Raw genomic sequence first — 17,316 nt, 5'->3', positions numbered from 1 at the left:
TTAAGTAGAAGATTTTTCGCTTTTTACACACGATTTGTGTATCCAAATATTGCCGAAGTCTCCCCGGAGAGGCTGCTTTTTGAAAAAGCGTTTGTTTGTCACAGGCCTGAATGGATTCGTGGGACGCCATCTGCGATCCCGCTTGAGTGCAGCCGACTCGCAATGGGAGTTGTTGCCCGCGCCCTCCTTCGACCTGACCCAACCGCAAAGCCTGCAAGACCTGTGGCCCGAATTGCCGGACGCGGTCATCCACCTCGCCGGCCAGACATTCGTCCCTGAAGCCTTCCGCGATCCTGGCAGGACCCTGCAGATCAACCTGCTGGGCACGCTCAACCTGCTGCAAGCCCTGAAAGCCCGTGATTTCAGCGGCACCTTCCTGTACGTCAGCTCCGGCGACGTCTATGGCCAGGTGAGCGAAAACGACCTGCCCATCGACGAGCGCCAGCCGCCCTGCCCGCGCAACCCTTATGCCGTGAGCAAGGCCTCGGCCGAACTCTTGTGCCTGCAATGGGGCATGAGCGAAGGCTGGCCGGTGATGGTGGCCAGGCCGTTCAACCACATCGGCACCGGCCAGCTGGAGAGCTTCGCCGTGGCCAGCGCCGCGCGCCAGGTGGCCCGGATCAAGCACGGCCTGCAGGCACCGCGGCTGGAGGTCGGCGATATCGACGTCACCCGCGACTTCCTCGATGTCGCTGACGTGGTGAACGCTTACCTCGCCCTGTTGCGCAGTGGCGTGCCGGGCCAGGTCTACAACATTTGCTCCGGCCAGGAGCACAGCATCCGCAGCCTGATCCTGCAGTTGGCCGACATCGCTCAGGTCGAAATGGAACTGGTGCAGGACCCCGCCCGTCTGCGACGGGCAGAACAGCGTCGCGTCTGCGGCAGTCATGCCAGGTTGCAGCAAGTCACCGGATGGACGCCTGAAACCACAATAAAACAATCCCTGCGGGCGATCCTGTCCGACTGGGAGTCACGGGTACGACAAGAATGACAAAAAGTGCACTGATCACAGGGATCACCGGGCAGGACGGCGCCTATCTGGCCAAGTTGCTGCTGGACAAGGGTTATCAGGTTCATGGCCTGGTGGCGCGACGCAGCAGCGACTCGCGCTGGCGCTTGCGTGAGATGGGCATCGAGGGCGAAATCCGTTACCTGGATGGCGACATGGCCGACGCCTGCTCCGTGCAACGGGCGGTGATCAAGGCCGCGCCCGACGAACTCTACAACCTGGCGGCGCAAAGCTTTGTCGCCGCCTCCTGGGACCAGCCGGTGACCACCGGCATCGTCGACGGGCTGGGCGTCACCCACCTGCTCGAGGCGATTCGCCAGTTCAGCCCGCATACCCGTTTCTACCAGGCCTCCACCAGCGAGATGTTCGGCCTGATCCAGGCCGAGCAACAGGACGAGAACACCCCGTTCTACCCGCGCAGCCCCTACGGCGTGGCCAAGCTCTACGGCCACTGGATCACCGTGAACTATCGCGAGAGCTTCGGCCTGCATGCCAATAGCGGCATCCTGTTCAACCACGAGTCGCCGCTGCGCGGCATCGAGTTCGTGACCCGCAAGGTCACCGACGCCGCCGCCCGGATCAAACAGGGCAAGCAGCAGGAACTGCGCCTGGGCAACATCGACGCCAAGCGCGACTGGGGGTTTGCCGGCGACTATGTCGAAGCCATGTGGCTGATGCTGCAACAGAGCAAGGCCGACGATTTCGTGGTGGCCACCGGCGTGACCACCACCGTGCGCGAGATGTGCCAGATCGCCTTCGAACACGTCGGCCTGAACTACCGTGACTACGTGAAAATCGACCCGGCGTTCTTGCGCCCCGCGGAAGTCGACGTGCTGCTGGGCAACCCGGCCAAGGCCCAACGGGTGCTCGGCTGGAAACCCAAGACTAATCTGGAAACCCTGATCCGCATGATGATGGATGCGGACATGAAACGCGTCGCCAAGGAGTAAGGCATGCTGATTCCAGTGATCCTTTCCGGCGGTGCCGGGACCCGCTTGTGGCCGGTTTCACGCGAAGGCCATCCCAAGCCCTTCATGCTCCTGCCCGACGGCCAGAGCCTGCTGGGCAAGACCTACCGCCGCGCCGCCGGGTTGCTGGCCGGTAGCGGCGATATCGTCACCGTGACCAACCGCGAGCACTTCTTCCAAAGCAAGGATCACTTCCTGGCCGCCCGGCTGGATCGGCATTACGGGCATTTCATCCTCGAGCCTTCGGGCCGCAATACCGCTCCGGCCATTGCCGCCGCGGCCCTGGCCCTGCAGGCCCGGCACGGCGACCAGGTGACCATGGTGGTGATGCCGGCCGATCACCTGATCCGTAACGAGGAGGCCTTCAAAAGCGCGGTCGCCCATGCCGCGCAACTGGCAGAAAGCGGCCACCTGGTGACCTTCGGCGTTACGCCGAGCACCCCGGAAACCGGCTTCGGCTACATCGAGTCCGGCGACGCCCTCGACGCGCATGGCGCCGCCAAAGTGCAACGTTTCGTGGAAAAACCCGACCTGAACACCGCCCTCGGCTACCTGCAAAGCGGCCGCTTCCTGTGGAACTCGGGGATGTTCTGTTTCACCGTCGCCACGCTGCTGGAACAGTTGCAACAGCACGCTCCCGAGCTGCTGGAACAGGCGCGCGCCTGCCTCGCCGCGAGCACGCCGGTGGAGACCGGCCGCATCATCCAGCATGAATTGCCCGCGGAGCATTTCACCGAGATGCCGGACATTTCCATCGACTATGCCTTGATGGAAATCTCGGAACGGGTCGCGGTCGTGCCCGCGCGGTTCGACTGGAGCGACATCGGCTCCTGGGGCGCGATCAGCGCCCTGGTCGACGCCGATGCCCAGGATAACCGCGCCACCGGCGAGGCCCTGTTCATCGACAGCCACGGCAACTTCGTACAGAGCGAAGGCCGGATGATCGCCACGGTGGGCGTCGACAACCTGATCGTGGTCGAGACCGCCGACGCGATCCTGGTGGTCCACGCCGACCGCGCCCAGGATGTGCGCCAGGTGGCCCGCCAGCTCAAGGATCGAAACCACGAGTCCTATCGCCTGCACCGCACGGTCAGCCGCCCCTGGGGCAGCTACACCGTGCTGGAGGAAGGCCCGGGCTTCAAGATCAAGCGCATCGTGGTCAAGCCGGGCGCGGCGCTGTCGCTGCAGATGCACCACCATCGCAACGAACACTGGGTGGTGGTCAAGGGCACGGCCATGGTCACCAACAACGGCGACGGCTCGCATCTGGTCAACAGCAACGAATCCACGTTCATCGCCGCCGGGCACAAGCACCGTTTGGCGAACCCGGGGGTGATCGACCTGGTCATCATCGAAGTGCAGAGCGGCGAGTACCTGGGCGAGGACGACATCGTCCGTTTCGAAGACCAATACGGCAGGACGGCCTGATGCTGCTCAATCTGTACCGTTCGCTGCGCAGCTACCGGGGCTTTATCCTCGGCAGCGTGCAACGCGAGTTCCAGGCCCGTTATCGCAACTCGCTGTTCGGTGCCCTGTGGACCGTGCTCAACCCGCTGTCGATGATCGTGGTCTACACGGTGATCTTTTCCCAGGTGATGCGCGCCCGCCTGCCAGGCGTGGAGGATGGCCTGGCCTACAGCGTCTACCTGTGCGCCGGGCTGCTGACCTGGGGCCTGTTTTCCGAGCTGACGCTGCGCAGCCAGAGCATGTTCCTGGAAAACGCCAACCTGCTGAAGAAGATCAGCTTCCCGCGCATCTGCCTGCCGGTGATCGTGCTGCTCAACGCCGGCATCAACTTCGCGATCATCCTCGGCCTGTTCCTCGGCTTCCTGTTGATTACCGGGCGCCTGCCGGGCCTGGCGCTGCTGGCGCTGGTCCCGCTGCTGCTGTTGCAGGTGCTGTTCTGCATCGGCCTGGGGATGATTCTCGGAGTGCTCAATGTGTTCTTTCGCGATGTCGGGCAGTTCTTCGGCATCTTCCTGCAGTTCTGGTTCTGGCTGACGCCCATCGTCTACCCCATCGGCATCCTGCCCGAGTCGATCCAGCGCCTGCTGGCGCTCAACCCGCTGACGGCGCTGATGCACAGCTACCAGAACCTGTTCCTCTACGACCAGTGGCCGCAGTGGAGTTCGCTGACCCCGATGCTGGTGATCAGCCTGGTGTTCTGTGCCCTGGGGCTGCGGCTGTTCCGCCAGCGCGTCGGTGAAATGGTGGATGAGCTCTGATGGGACATATACGCGTCACCGGCCTGGGCAAGGCCTATAAACAGTACCCGAACCGCTGGAGCCGGCTGTTCGAATGGATGATTCCGTTTTCCAGGCCGCGTCATCAGTTGCACTGGGTGCTGCAGGGCGTCGATTTCGAGATCGCGCCGGGCCAGGCCGTGGGCATTGTCGGGGTCAACGGCGCGGGCAAAAGCACCTTGCTGAAAATGATCACCGGCACCACCCAGCCAACCTGCGGCGAGATTCATCTGCGCGGGCGGGTGGCGGCGTTGCTGGAGCTGGGCATGGGTTTCCACCCGGACTTCACCGGGCGCCAGAACGCGGTCATGGCCGGCCAGCTGCTGGGCATGCAGGTGGAGGAAATCGAAGCGCTGATGCCGGACATCGAAGCCTTCGCCGAGATCGGCGAGGCCATCGATCACCCGGTGCGCACCTATTCGAGCGGCATGCAGATGCGCCTGGCGTTCAGCGTGGCCACCGCGCGGCGCCCGGATATCCTGATCGTCGATGAAGCGCTGTCGGTGGGCGACGCCTACTTCCAGCACAAGAGTTTCGAGCGCATCCGCAGTTTCCGGCGCGCCGGCACCACCTTGCTGATCGTGTCCCACGACCGCTCGGCGATCCAGTCGATCTGCGACACGGCAATCCTGCTCGAGCAGGGCCGCGTGGCCATGCACGGCAAGCCGGAAGAAGTGATGGATTACTACAACGCCATGCTCGCCGAACGCGAAGGCCAGACGGTGCGCCAGGAAATGCTCGCCAACGGGCAAGTGCGGACCATTTCCGGCACCGGCGAGGCCGGGATCCTCAGCGTGCACCTGCGCGACGAACGCGAACGCTCGATCGAGATGGCCGAAGTCGGCCAGCCGGTGGTGCTGGAGGTGCAGGTCGAGGTGCGCCAGGACATCGAGCGGCTGGTGCTGGGTTTCATGATCAAGGACCGCCTCGGCCAACCCATGTACGGCATCAACACCCATCGCCTGGACCAGGCCCTGACCGACCTCAGCGCCGGCGAAAAAGTCACCTTCCGCTTTGCCTTCACCATGGGCCTGGGCAAGGGCAACTATTCGGTGGCGCTGAGCCTGTCGCGGCTGGATTCGCACCTGGATCGCAACTTCGAATGGCGCGACTACGGCCTGGTCTTCCACGTCATCAATAACCGCCAGGAAGACTTCGTCGGCTGTTCCTGGCTACAGGCGCGGACCAGCATTGTCCGCTCGCCGTCGAAAACCACCCAGTCAACGCCTCAGCGAGCGGCCCAATGACCCGACTGTTGATTGAATGCACCTATGTGTTCGAACACCCCGAGACCAACTCGGGCATCCAGCGCGTGGTACGCAATGTGATTGGTGAATTGCCCGATACCGATGCCTCGGTGGAATGCATTCCGGTGGTCATGCTCGGCGGCAAACTGTATCGGGTCCTGAGCCTCAAGCCGCTACCGACCCGACGCTGGGATTTGATGAGCCTGCGTGTGCGCCTGGAGCAGATGGCCAATGTCTTCTGGCTGCGCCACCGGACTCTGGAGCGGCGCAAACCCTTTGCCGATTCATACATCGCCCGGCGCTTGCTCTATGTGGCGTGTCGCGTGACCGCCTTTGCCTTTCTCAGCATTCCCCTGCGCCTGTGCAACCGCTTGGTGAATGTGGATGACATCCCCCAGCGCTGCGTACCGCTGCAACATCAGCCGGGCGATCAACTGGTGCTGCTGGACTCGTCGTGGCACGCCGACTTTTTCCCCTTGGCCGAACAGCTCAAGCGCGATGGCGTGGGTATCGTCTCGGTGATCTACGACTTGATCCCGCTGACCCATCCGCAATTCTGCGACGCCGGGCTGGTCCGGGTGTTCAACCACTGGTTCGACTGGATAGCGCGCACCGCCGACGGCTACATCGCGATTTCCGCGACCATCCGCGACCAGGTCCGTGAAGAGATGCTCCGCCGGGTCGGGCGCCAGCAGGTGGCGCAGCGCTGGTTCGACTATTTCCACCTGGGTTCGGAGCTGGACCAGCGCAACGAACACTCGCGGATCAACCCGGACCTGATCCAGCTGTTCAAGCAGCCGGCGCCGGTGTTCCTGATGGTCAGCACCATCGAACCGCGCAAGAACCACGGGTTCCTGCTCGATGCCTTCGAGCGCGTCTGGGCCAGCGGGTCCCAGGCCCGCCTGTGCATCGCCGGGCGCATCGGCTGGAAATGCGAGGCGCTGATCGAGCGGATCCGCCGGCACCCGCAGCTGAACCGACGCCTGTTCATGTTCAATGCCCTGGACGACAACAGCCTCGAATACGCCTATTCCAAGGCCACGGCGCTGGTGTTCCCGTCCCATGTCGAGGGGTTCGGCCTACCCCTGGTGGAAGCCATGCAGCGCGGTCTGCCGGCCATGGGCAGCGACATTCCGGTGTTCCGCGAAATCGGCGGCGAGTTCATGGTCTATTTCGACCTCGACAACCCGCAAAGCCTGGCCGATCTGGTGATCCAGCAGGAAACCAGCGGCGTGTTCCCCGCGGCCCGCCATGTCGATGAGTGGCGCTGGCTGGGTTGGCGCGAAGCCAGCACCCAGCTGGTGGAACGCATCATGTTGCACAAGAGCCACGTGCCTTCGGTCAGGGAGACGCACGATGCGGATAGCCCTTAACGCTCGCATCCTGCAGTCACCGCGTACCGGAATCGGCCATTACGTAGCGGAGCTGGCCTCGGCCCTGGCGACCGAACAGGGGCTGGAATTGTCGCTGTTCCATGGCTGGGGCTGGAGCCCCGAGCTGCCGGCGGCCGCCCTGCCGGGCTATTCGCGACTGGCCCCTTGGCTGCGAAGGGTCCCCGGCGCGTACCAGGCCCGGCGCTGGCTGGAACAACAACGCTTCGACCAGGGGCAGCATCAGGCGATCGACCTTTACCACGAACCCAGCCTGTGGCCGCTGGAGTTCGACGGCCCGACCGTGATGACCCTGCACGACCTGACCCACCTGCATTACCCCGCCACCCAGCCACCGGCCCGCTTGAGGGAAATCGAGCGACGCCTCGGCGCAGGCGTGCAACAGGCGCTGCTGATCCTCACGGATTCGCAGTTCATCGCCGATGAAGCCCAGGACTATTTCGGCCTGCCACGCGACCGCTTTGTCGTGGCGCCGCTGGGAGTCGCCCCACGCTTTCATCCACGCACGCACACCGAACTGGAACAGGGTCTCGCGGCCCATGGCCTGCAACCTCAGGGCTATTTCCTGTGCATCGGCACGCTGGAACCACGCAAGAACCTGACCCAGGCCCTGCTGGCCCATGAGCAGATGGCCCCGGCGCTGCGGCGCCGGTATCCGTTGCTGATCGTCGGCATGGCGGGCTGGGGACAAGAGCACTTCAGCGAGCCCCTGCAAAAAGCCCTGGCCAGCGGCCATGTGCGCCTGCTGGGTTACCTGCCGGACGAACAAGTGGCCGAGCTGGTGGCCGGGGCCAGGGCGCTGATCTTTCCATCGCTGTACGAAGGCTTCGGCCTGCCGGTGCTGGAGGCCATGGCCAGCGGCACACCGGTCATCGTCACGCGGCGTTCGGCGATGCCGGAAGTCGCGGGTGCGGCGGGCAACTATGTCGAGCCTGGCGATGTGCACGGCGTGCACTACGCCATGCTGCGCCTGATTGACGACGAGCCTCATTGGCAGGCGTGCCGCGAAGCGGGATTGGCGCAGGCAAAACTTTTTTCCTGGGGTCGCTGTGCGCAGATCACTGCGCGTGCTTACCGTCAGGCCATGGGAGGCTGAATGCGGGTCTTACACTTCTATAAAACATACCTGCCTGATTCGATCGGTGGCACCGAACAGGTCATCTTTCAGCTCTGTGAGAGCGTTGCCCAGTACGGTATCGACGGCCAGGTCTTGACGCTGAGCAGCGCCCCCGCGCCCGGCGTGCTGAAAGTCGGCCAGCATGAGGTGCACCAGGCGAAGCTGGATTTCCAGTTCGCCTCCACCGGTTTTTCCTACAGCGTGTTCAAGCAGTTTCGCGAAATGGCCGCCGAAGCCGACGTGGTCAACTACCACTTCCCCTGGCCGTTCATGGACCTGGTGCATTTCATGAGCGGCATGAACAAGCCCTGCGTGGCCACTTACCATTCCGACATCATCCGCCAGCGCCACCTGCTCAAGCTGTACCGGCCGCTGATGAACCGTTTCCTGGACAGCGTCGACCGGATCGTCGCCGCTTCGCCGAACTACCTGCACACCAGCGATGTGCTGCAGCAATACCCGGACAAGACCCGGGTCATCCCCTACGGCCTGAACAAGGCCGGTTATCCACAGCCCGATGCCGAGCGCACGGCCCATTGGCGCCAGCGGCTGGGCGAGCGTTTTTTCCTGTTCGTCGGGGTGATGCGTTACTACAAGGGCCTGCACATCCTGCTCGATGCGCTCAAGGACGTGGACTATCCGGTGGTGATTGTCGGCGCCGGCCCGCTCGAGGCCGAACTGCACGCCCAGGCCGCGGCCCTGGGCCTGCGCAACCTGCATTTCCTCGGCCGCCTGGGGGATGAAGACAAGGTGGCCCTGCTGCAGCTGAGCTACGCCATCGTCTTCCCTTCGCACCTGCGCAGCGAGGCTTTCGGCATCTCGCTGCTCGAAGGCGCGATGTACGGCAAGCCGATGATCTCCAGCGAGATCGGCACCGGCACCAGTTACATCAATATCCATGGCGAAACCGGCCTGGTGGTGCCGCCGAGCGATCCCCTGGCCTTCCGCGCCGCCATGCGCCAGCTGTGGGACAACCCGCAGCAGGCCGCGCAGATGGGCCTCAAGGCCGAAGCCCGCTACCGGCAGCTGTTCACCGCCGAGCAGATGGGCCAGCGCTGGAACGAGCTGTACCACGAGCTGCTGGAAGAAAAAGCCCTGTCCTACGCCTGACCACTCCGTAGGAGCGAAGCTTGCTCGCGATAAGCGTTAACAAATACGCGTGCTCACCGGGAAAACGCGGTGTCCTGGCGTTTTTCGCGGGCAAGCCTCGCTCCTACGGGAAATGCCGGACCTCTCCGTAGGAGCGAGGCTTGCCCGCGATGCAGTCGCCGCCAGGTTAAGGTTTTACGCCAGGTCCGGCAGGCGCCAGCGCAGGGCCAGTGCCGCGGGACGGCGCAGCAGTTGCTCGACGTCGAAGTGCCACAGGCGTTCGGCGCCCGGGAAGGTGGCGATCTGCGGGTCGTCGAGGACGACTTCGGTGCGCCCGCTGAGCTGCAACAGGTCGCCGCGGTTGAAGTCGATGAACAACAGGCCGGCGCGGGGGTTGAGCAGCAGGTTGCCCAACGTGTTGAAGTGCAGGTTGCCGGCGAAATCCGCAATGCTCAGGCGGTTGCCCTCGACCCGCACGAAACCGGCCGGGCCGCCGCGGTGGGACACATCGACCCAGTACCGCCCCTCGACTTCCACATAACTGGCGACGAAAAACGTATCGGCGCCCCGGATCATCGACCTCGCCGCATCATCCAGCGCATCCAGGCGCTGCACGGGCCGATTCGCCGCCAGCGGCACCGCTTCGAACTGGCGCAATTGGATGTAGCGCGGGCAATTACCGAAGGATTGCTCGACGCCCAGGGTAAAACCGCGCTCGTCCAGCTCGATGACCCGACCGTTGAGCCGATTGCGTCGCCGAGTGTGCAGTTCGATGCCCAGCAGGCCGATGGCCGCGCCTGGCGTCAGCTGGGCGGGGTCCTCGGCGGCCGGCAGGCTACCCACCTGCAGCAGCCCGGGGGTCGGCGAATGGGCAAAGCCGACCGCCCCTTCGAGCACGCTGGCCCAGGGGTTGCCCTGGTTATCCACAGCCCCGAGCAGCATGAACGGCAACTGTTGATAAAACTGCCGGTGCTGGTCGGGCATCTCGCTGCGGATCACCTTGCGCCCGACGACGTCCATGCGCTCGGCAACGCCGGCTTGGGTTTGCAGGCGAGTCTCGCCCGCATGCCAGGGGGATAGGCTATTCATCATGGGTCTCCCCTGCGTCGAGGACGCAGCGTGCAGCCGGCCCGGGCGTGCCGGGCCGGCAGGTTCAGGCGCTTTGCAGGCCGACCGCGGTGCGCGGCATGCCGACGAAACCGGGCAAGGCTTCGATGCGTGCCAGCCAGGCGCGGACCTGTGGATAGTCGGCCAGCGACACATTGCCCTCGGGGGCGTGGGCGATGTAGCTGTAGCCGGCGATATCGGCGATGGTCGGCTCGCCGCCCGCCAGGTAAGGGCTGGCCGTCAGTTGCTGCTCGACCACCTTGAGCAGCTCATGGGAGCGGGCAATGGCCTCTTCGGCGTTGCGCTGGGCGCCGAATACGGTAATCAGGCGGGCCACCGCCGGGCCGAACGCAAGCGGTCCCGCCGCCGCCGACAACCAGCGCTGGACCTGCGCCGCGCCGAGCGGATCGGCAGGCAGCCAGCGGCCCTGGCCATATTTCTGCGCCAGGTACACCAGGATCGCGTTGGAATCGGCCAGCACCACGCCCTGGTCGTCGATCACCGGCACCTGGCCAAAGGGGTTCAGCGCCAGGAAGTCCGCCTGTTTATGCTCGCCTTTCGCCAGATCGACGATGATCGATTCAAAAGGCAGCCCCAGCAGCGACAACATCAGTTCGACGCGATGGGCATGACCGGAACGGGGGAAGTTGTAGAGCTTGATGGGGTGCATGGGCAGACTCCGCTGGCAAGGGTGCGACTCACAAGAGCGGCACTGAGGGCGCCATCTTCCCCCTCGCTTGAAAACAACGGAATCACCAAAAAACACAATCCATCATTTCAGCCAGTGCAACGGTGAGCGGCGCTACGCCTGCAACGCCGGATGTTCGCGCAGCGCCTGCACGGCGAAGTCGACGAAACCGCGCACCCGCGCCGGAGCCTTGCGCCCGCCCTGATACACCACATGGATCGGCAGCGGCGGCAGCTCGAATTCGGCCAGGATGATTTCCAGCTCGCCCGTCGCCACCTTGCCCGCCACCTGGTACGACAGCACCCGGGTCAGGCCCAGCCCGAGGCACGCGGCGCCGATGGCCGCCTGGTTGCCGGTGACTATCAGCCGCGGTTCCGTGCGAACGCTCAGGGAGGTGCCGCCCTCGTCGAACAGCCAGCTTCTGGACTGGCCGATGGACGATGGCGCAATCACCGTTGCCTGGCGCAACTCCTGGGGGTGCCGCGGCCGGCCATGCCGGGCCAGAAAGGCCGGGGAAGCGCAGATGACCCGCCGCACCTCGCCGACGCGCACCGCATGCTGGCCGCTGTCGGGTAGCTCGCCGATGCGCACCGCCACGTCCATGCCCTCCTCGACCATGCTCACCACCCGGTCGACCAGCAGGGCATTGATGCTGACCTCGGGAAAGCGCTCCAGGTAATCCACCATCAGCGGGGTCACGAACAGCTCGCCGAACAGCACCGGCGCGGTGAGCGTCAGTTGCCCGCGGGGCAACGCATGGACGCCGGCGGCCGAGGCTTCGGCGTCCTGCAACTCGGCGAGGATGCGCCGGCTGTCTTCCAGGTAGCGCTGGCCGGCCTCCGTCAGGTGCACGGTGCGCGTGGTGCGGGTCAGCAACGGCGTGCCGATACGCATTTCCAGCGCCGCCACCGCCCGCGTCACGCTGGGCGCGGACAGCCCCAGGCGCCGCGCCGCGGCAGCGAAGCCCTGCTCCTGGGCGACGCTGATGAACACCTGCATTTCCTGGAATCGGTCCATGACGGTCCTCGCTTTACGGCGCCCCGCCCGGCACGGTCCCGCTGGACCGCCCGGGGCTCAGGCAGGGACCTGGAGTCGCTGCCACAAGGCCTCATCGTTGAAGTCCCGGATGATACTCCGCGCACCCGCCTGGCGAAGCTGCGATTCCTCCAGGCCCGACAGCATGCCGAAGGTGTGGATGCCAGCCGCGGCCGCCGAACGCACCCCGGCCAGCGAGTCCTCGAAGGCCAGCGCCTGCTCGGCGCTCGCGTCCAGCAGGCGCAGGGCCGTCAGGTAAGGCAGCGGGTCGGGCTTGCCGCGCGCCAGTTCGCCGCCAATCACCAGCGCATCGAAGCGCTCGGCAATCCCCAGGCCCTGGAGCATGGCTTCGGCGTTTTCCCGTGGGGCATTGGTCACCACCGCCGTGGGGATGCCGGCGGCCTGGGCATGGTCCAGGGTGCGCAGCACGCCGGGCACCGGAACGGTGTCGCGCAGCTGGGCGCGGAACATGGCTTCCTTCTGCGCCGCCAGCTCCGGGTATTGCGTCGCCGGTGCCTGGGGAAACAGGCCGGAGAAAATCATATCGTCGGGAAACCCCATCACATGGGCCTTGTAGTATTCCAGGCTCATGGATTTCCCCCAGCGCGCCAGCAGTTGGTTGTAGGCGTTGAGGTGCAGGTCGTCGGTGTCGATAAGGGTGCCGTCGAGGTCGAACAACAGGGCGGATAGCTTCAAGGGCGTGCTCCAGGAATATGCAGACCGCGAACGATCGGCAGCATGAGAAAGGGATAGACGATCAACAGGCTGAAAGCCGCTTCGACACCGATCCGCGCCGACAGCAAGCCCAGCAGGAACGGCGCCAGCAACAACGCCACGCCCACCGCCTGCGAGGCCTGAGCGCTGATGGCCGAGCTGGCCTGGGGCGCGATGCGCATCGCCGAACCGAGGATCAACGGAAAGAAATTGCCCAGGCAGGCCCCCAGCACAAAGACGAACAGCGCGGTCAGCAGTCGGGTCTGGCTGAAGTACAGCACCAGCAAGGTGGCGATGGCGCCGAGCACCACGCCAACCAGCAACGGTAACGGGCGGATGCGGGTCAAGGCGTAACGGCTGGCCAGGCGCCCGCACACGGTGCCGGCAAAATACAGGCTCATCAGCGTGGCGGCGGCCGAGGCGCTGACCTGGGTGTGCACGGCCAGGTACTCCGCGCCCCAGAAGCCCACCCCCCACTCCGCCGAAATGCCCAGCAGCACCAGGGCCCACAGGCTCAGTTGCAGCCGCCGGTTCATTGGCGGTTGCCCGCCCTCGCCGGCTTGACCGGCCATGACGAAGCTCGGCGATACGTTCCAGGCGCTCAGCGACAGCAGGGTCAGCAGCAGCGCGAGGGCCGCGATACTGCCCGGCACCAGGCGCCAGGACAGCCCCAGGCCGGTCATGCCACCCACCAGCAAGGCTCCCCCGAGCACGCACAGCCCGGCGACGATATGCGCCTCCACCAGCCGGGGCGCGGCCTGTTCGCGGTAACGCTGGCCCAGGGCCGCCTGCCCCACCGCCAGCACGAACCCGCCCGACAGGCCCATCGCCGCGGCGGCGAGCAGGCTCAGCGACCAGTGCCCGGCAACCGTGAACAGGCTGCTGGCGACGACCACCGACAGGCACGCGGCGCTGGTCATGCTCGTCGAGCGCAGCCGTCGCTCCAGCCAGCGATAGGGCCAGCCGACCAGCGCCAGGCCGGCGGCATAGGCCGCGAAATGCAGGCCGGCCCAACTCAGGTCCAGCGCCAGGGTGCCGCGCAGGAACGGCATGATCGGCCCGAGCAAGCCTTGCTGGGCGCCGAACAGCCCGAACAGCAGGTACAGGAACCACGGGCGCGCCTCATGGACGAGGTCCTGGCGGGCAAGCGCCTGGCTGGAATCCGGCGCGGCTTCAGCCATGGGTCGACCCTCCGCCGAACAGCGCCTGCCAATGCCGGCAGCGCGCCGCCTTGTCGCGGCTGGCCTGCAAGGCGGCCAGCGGTTGCAGCGCGCCGACCGGGTGCGCCTGGCCCGGCACCACCTTGCCGTAACGCTGGCTGATCTGCGCCGCGGCCGGGGTGAGCATCCATTGCAATGCCTGCTGGGCATAGGCGGCGTTGGGCGACCCGGCCCGGCAGGCAAACACCTCGTCCTCATAACAGCGCGCATCCTCGGGCACGCACCAGCGCAACTGCGCGTGCTGTTCGGCGGCGCGGGTGGCGGCGGTCGACACCGTCACCCCCAGCCAGGCCCGCCCCTGCACGACGGCCTCGATCGGCGCGGTGGAGGAACCGCTGATCGCCGGGCCGTGCGCGGCCACCCGGGCCAGCAGCGCCCAGGCGGATTCACCGTAATGCTCGAGCAGCGCGCTCAGGTGCAGGTAGCCGGCGCCGGAGCGCCCGGGATCGGGCAAGGCGATGCGCCCGGCCCATTCGGGGTTTGTCAGGTCCTGCCAGCTGTGCGGCGCGACCAGGCCCTCACGGGCCAGGACCTTGGGGTCGTAACAGAAGGCCGGGACAAACCCCGATGCCGCGAACCAGCGGCGATCCGTGGCCACCGCGGCGTCCGGCAGGCCGGTGAACTCGACGTCGGTCAGCGGCATCAACTGCCAGGCCAGGCTTGGGTCGAGCAAGGCGGTGGCCGCCGTGCCCAGCAACAAGTCCCAGGCCCCGGCGCTGCCGTTGTGCAGGCGCTCGATCAGCTCCGAGGTGGAACAACGGGTCAGGCGCACCGGCATGCCGATGTGCTGGCTGATGCCCGCGACGAACTCGGCCAGCTCGGCGTTTTCCATCGAACTGATGGCGTTGAGTTCAGTCATCGGCGGCAACCTCCAGCAGCCGATGCAGCTTGGCGTACTGCAGCAGCATGATGGTCTTGCCGTCGCAGATCTCGCCGCGGTCGATCATCGCCAGGGCCTCATCGATCGGCAGTTCCAGCACTTCGATCTCTTCGCCCTCGTGCGCCAGGCCGCCGCCCTCGCCCTGCTTGTCTTCATCGAAATATTCGCCGACGAAAAAGTGCAGGCGCTCGGTGACCGAGCCGGGGCTCATGAAGGCTTCGAACACCTGGCGCACTTCGCGGATGCGGTAGCCGGTTTCTTCCTCCGTCTCCTTGTGGATGCAGGTCAGCGCATCGTCCTTGTCCAGCAGCCCGGCGCAGGTCTCGATCAGCATGCCGTCGTGCTCGTTGACGAAGGCCGGGAAACGAAACTGCCGGGTCAGCACCACCGTCTGCTTGGCCCGGCTGTAGAGCAAGATGGTGGCGCCGTTGCCGCGGTCGTAGGTTTCCCGGTCCAGGGTGCGCCAGACGCCGTCGCGGCCCTGGAAGTCGTAGGTGGTCTTGCGCAGCACGTACCAGTTGTCAGAAAGCACTTGGACCTGGTGGATCCGCACCCGGTCCTTGGTGGAGATGGCCTGGTTCATCGCTTCATTCCTTGTTCGCTGACAGATGGGTGGCATTGGGCGCGACGCTCAACAGGCGCTCGACCATGCGCGGGTCACGGTGTTCGGGCGCGGTCATTACCGCGGTGTCCAGGGCGCGGTCGCACCCGCAGGGGCAGGCACCGGCATGCCGGCCCAGGCGGGTCACGGCCGCGGTCACCAGGCGCCGGGTCAGGTTGAAGGTGTCGGCCATGCGTTGCGCCACCAGCGTGGCGTTCACCGGCTCGTGGGATTCGTGCCAGCAGTCGAAATCGGTGGGAATGGCGATCATCGCGTAGCAAAGCTCGGCCTCGCGGGCCAGCTTGGCTTCGGGCATCGCGGTCATGCCGATCACCGTGCCGCCCCATTGGCGGTACAGGTGGGACTCGGCGCGGGTGGAAAACTGCGGGCCTTCCATGACCACATAGGTGCCGCCGTTGCGCGCCTGGATGTCCTCGGCCTCGGCACTTTCGGCCAGCACCCCGCGCATGCGCGCGCAGACCGGCTCGCCAAAAGGCACATGGCCGACCAGCCCGGGGCCGAAAAAGGTCTTTTCACGCTGGATAGTGCGGTCGATGTACTGGTCGACCAGCACGAAGCTGCCCGGTGGCGCCTCGTGGGTCAGGCTGCCCACCGCGCTGACCGACAGCAGTTGCGTGCAGCCGACACTGCGCAGCGCGGCGATGTTGGCGCGGACATTGATCGAGGCCGGTGGAATCACATGGCCCACGCCGTGGCGCTGCACAAAGGCCACGGGCACGCCATTGAGCGTGCCCAGGGTGAGCGGCGACGACGGCGTGCCGAAGGCGGTCGTGCATTGCACCTGCTGGATGTCTTGCAGGCCGGGCAGCTGTTGCAGGCCGCTGCCGCCGATGATGCCGATACGTTGGACGTGCTGGGATGCGGTTGGGAATGTCACAGGCTACCTCTCGACTTCAGGGTGGACGGTTGGTGTTCGGTGCAGACCAGGCGCTCATAGAGTTCGGACAGGGCCGTGGGCGCATTGCCGCGCGGCAACAGCAGCCCTTCGCTGGCGTTGCTGCTGTAGCGCGGCTCGTGGATTTTCAGGTGCCGGTCGATCGCCGGCAGGTAGTTCCAGCGCACCCCGGGGTACAGCGAGTGCGCCAGGTGATAGGCGTCGGATGTCGGCGCGATGAACACCCGCACCAGCCAGCCGGAGATCCCGAAGTAATCGGTGGGCCGGCCGGCCAGGTATTCCAGCTCGCGGCGATTGCGCGCGTTGCCTTCGATGAACCAGCGGTGTTCGGTCAGCAGCGAGATCCAGGCAAAGACCGGATAAGACGTCAGCAATGGCAGCAACCAGGCGAACAACACGCCTTCCCAGCCGCCGAAGGCATACAGCAACGCCGCCACCGCCGCCACGCTCAGGCAGCGCACCAGGGTGGTCAGCCGGGAATGGTTGAGCAGGCTGCTGCGCACCAGGGTGCTGAGGTTCACCCAGGCCCCGCGAGGGGTCAGCGGGTACAGCAACAGGGCATAGAAACCGCTGGGCGTCAGGCCTGCCACATAGCCGCCGGCATGCACCCGCGCGCGGTTGGGGTCGAGCTGCGGATGGTTGGGGTGGCGATGGTGTTCCAGGGTGTGGGTCTGGTGCCGGCTGCGCATGTCGCGCTTGAACATCGGGAATTGGTAGAACACGTTGCTCAACCACCATTGCCAGCCGTGGTGGCGACACAGCGCGAAGTGCACCGCGTTGTGCCCGAATTCCTGCAACGCGCGCATGCGCCCGCCGCTCCACAGCAGCACGGCCAGCCAGGCCAGCGGCGACGAGTAGATCGACGCCGCCTGCACCGCGGCGACGATGTCCAGCCACGTCCAGACAAAGGGCAGCGGCGCGAGCCAGGCGTCCAGCGGGCGGTAATATTGTTCGCGCCGCCCTTCCAGGCGCGGTATCAGCTTGAGCAGGCGCAGCACCCGCTGCGCATCGCGGTAATAGAAAGCCACCAGCGCGCGCAACAGCAGCGAAGTGGCGATCAGGCCCAGCAGGACCAGGTGCGCGGTGTCCAT

Annotated in this window: 17 protein-coding genes; 8 read left to right on the top strand and 9 right to left on the bottom strand. The window is 65.7% G+C overall.

Translation table 11 applies throughout. From position 1 onward, the window contains the following. Positions 1-79 precede the first annotated feature (79 nt). From BLV20_RS04315 to BLV20_RS04280, 8 genes are read left to right on the top strand one after another with little or no spacing between them, the layout of a single operon-like run. The gene (locus BLV20_RS04315; RefSeq protein WP_092297481.1) at positions 80-991 is read left to right on the top strand and encodes a GDP-mannose 4,6-dehydratase; all 912 of its coding nucleotides are present in this window, start codon (positions 80-82) and stop codon (positions 989-991) included. Continuing rightward, positions 988-1,959 (top strand): GDP-mannose 4,6-dehydratase, encoded by a 972-nt coding sequence (locus BLV20_RS04310; RefSeq protein ID WP_092297478.1) that lies wholly within the window; start codon positions 988-990, stop codon positions 1,957-1,959. The genes BLV20_RS04315 and BLV20_RS04310 overlap by 4 nt, the downstream gene beginning before the upstream one ends. A 3-nt stretch (positions 1,960-1,962) precedes the next feature. Beyond that, on the top strand, positions 1,963-3,405 hold the full coding sequence (locus tag BLV20_RS04305; protein ID WP_092297475.1) for a mannose-1-phosphate guanylyltransferase/mannose-6-phosphate isomerase: 1,443 nt from the start codon (positions 1,963-1,965) through the stop codon (positions 3,403-3,405). Further along, a complete protein-coding gene (locus tag BLV20_RS04300) occupies positions 3,405-4,202 on the top strand; it encodes an ABC transporter permease (protein ID WP_092297472.1) in 798 nt (265 codons plus the stop codon). Before BLV20_RS04305 ends, BLV20_RS04300 begins: the two co-directional genes overlap by 1 nt. Beyond that, a complete protein-coding gene (locus BLV20_RS04295) occupies positions 4,202-5,467 on the top strand; it encodes an ABC transporter ATP-binding protein (RefSeq protein WP_092297469.1) in 1,266 nt (421 codons plus the stop codon). The genes BLV20_RS04300 and BLV20_RS04295 overlap by 1 nt, the downstream gene beginning before the upstream one ends. Beyond that, complete coding sequence (locus BLV20_RS04290) at positions 5,464-6,840, top strand: glycosyltransferase family 4 protein (RefSeq protein WP_092297466.1); 1,377 nt, start codon at positions 5,464-5,466, stop codon at positions 6,838-6,840. Before BLV20_RS04295 ends, BLV20_RS04290 begins: the two co-directional genes overlap by 4 nt. Then, positions 6,824-7,954, top strand: coding sequence for a glycosyltransferase family 4 protein (locus tag BLV20_RS04285; RefSeq protein WP_092297463.1), 1,131 nt, complete (start codon positions 6,824-6,826; stop codon positions 7,952-7,954). Before BLV20_RS04290 ends, BLV20_RS04285 begins: the two co-directional genes overlap by 17 nt. Further along, positions 7,955-9,085 (top strand): glycosyltransferase family 4 protein, encoded by a 1,131-nt coding sequence (locus BLV20_RS04280; RefSeq protein ID WP_092297460.1) that lies wholly within the window; start codon positions 7,955-7,957, stop codon positions 9,083-9,085. Between the two features lie 174 nt (positions 9,086-9,259). Here BLV20_RS04280 and BLV20_RS04275 read toward each other — a convergent pair whose 3' ends face one another. The 9 genes from BLV20_RS04275 to BLV20_RS04235 form a co-directional block, all read right to left on the bottom strand. Next, on the bottom strand, positions 9,260-10,153 hold the full coding sequence (locus BLV20_RS04275; RefSeq protein WP_092298479.1) for a pyridoxamine 5'-phosphate oxidase family protein: 894 nt from the start codon (positions 10,151-10,153) through the stop codon (positions 9,260-9,262). A 64-nt stretch (positions 10,154-10,217) separates the two neighbouring features. Next, the gene (locus BLV20_RS04270) at positions 10,218-10,841 is read right to left on the bottom strand and encodes a glutathione S-transferase family protein (RefSeq protein WP_092297457.1); all 624 of its coding nucleotides are present in this window, start codon (positions 10,839-10,841) and stop codon (positions 10,218-10,220) included. Between the two features lie 132 nt (positions 10,842-10,973). Next, positions 10,974-11,876, bottom strand: a complete 903-nt coding sequence (locus BLV20_RS04265) for a LysR substrate-binding domain-containing protein (protein WP_092297454.1) — start codon at positions 11,874-11,876, stop codon at positions 10,974-10,976. Between the two features lie 57 nt (positions 11,877-11,933). Further along, positions 11,934-12,590, bottom strand: coding sequence for an HAD family hydrolase (locus BLV20_RS04260; RefSeq protein ID WP_092297451.1), 657 nt, complete (start codon positions 12,588-12,590; stop codon positions 11,934-11,936). Beyond that, positions 12,587-13,789, bottom strand: coding sequence for an MFS transporter (locus BLV20_RS04255; RefSeq protein WP_092297448.1), 1,203 nt, complete (start codon positions 13,787-13,789; stop codon positions 12,587-12,589). Before BLV20_RS04255 ends, BLV20_RS04260 begins: the two co-directional genes overlap by 4 nt. Then, positions 13,782-14,687 carry an ABC transporter substrate-binding protein gene (locus tag BLV20_RS04250; protein WP_092297445.1) on the bottom strand — a complete coding sequence of 302 codons (906 nt, stop codon included), beginning with the start codon at positions 14,685-14,687 and terminating at the stop codon, positions 13,782-13,784. The genes BLV20_RS04255 and BLV20_RS04250 overlap by 8 nt, the downstream gene beginning before the upstream one ends. After that, positions 14,680-15,291: an NUDIX domain-containing protein gene (locus tag BLV20_RS04245; protein WP_092297442.1), complete on the bottom strand. Its 612-nt coding sequence runs from the start codon at positions 15,289-15,291 to the stop codon at positions 14,680-14,682. Before BLV20_RS04245 ends, BLV20_RS04250 begins: the two co-directional genes overlap by 8 nt. 4 nt (positions 15,292-15,295) lie before the next feature. Next, positions 15,296-16,207, bottom strand: a complete 912-nt coding sequence (mtnP, locus tag BLV20_RS04240) for an S-methyl-5'-thioadenosine phosphorylase (protein ID WP_092297439.1) — start codon at positions 16,205-16,207, stop codon at positions 15,296-15,298. Beyond that, on the bottom strand, positions 16,204-17,316 hold the full coding sequence (locus tag BLV20_RS04235) for a fatty acid desaturase family protein (RefSeq protein ID WP_092297436.1): 1,113 nt from the start codon (positions 17,314-17,316) through the stop codon (positions 16,204-16,206). The genes mtnP and BLV20_RS04235 overlap by 4 nt, the downstream gene beginning before the upstream one ends.

This window comes from Pseudomonas sp. NFIX28 (assembly GCF_900107395.1).
Lineage (GTDB): Bacteria > Pseudomonadota > Gammaproteobacteria > Pseudomonadales > Pseudomonadaceae > Aquipseudomonas.
Note: the sequence above shows the minus strand (reverse complement) of the source record. Positions and strands in the feature narration are given on the sequence as shown.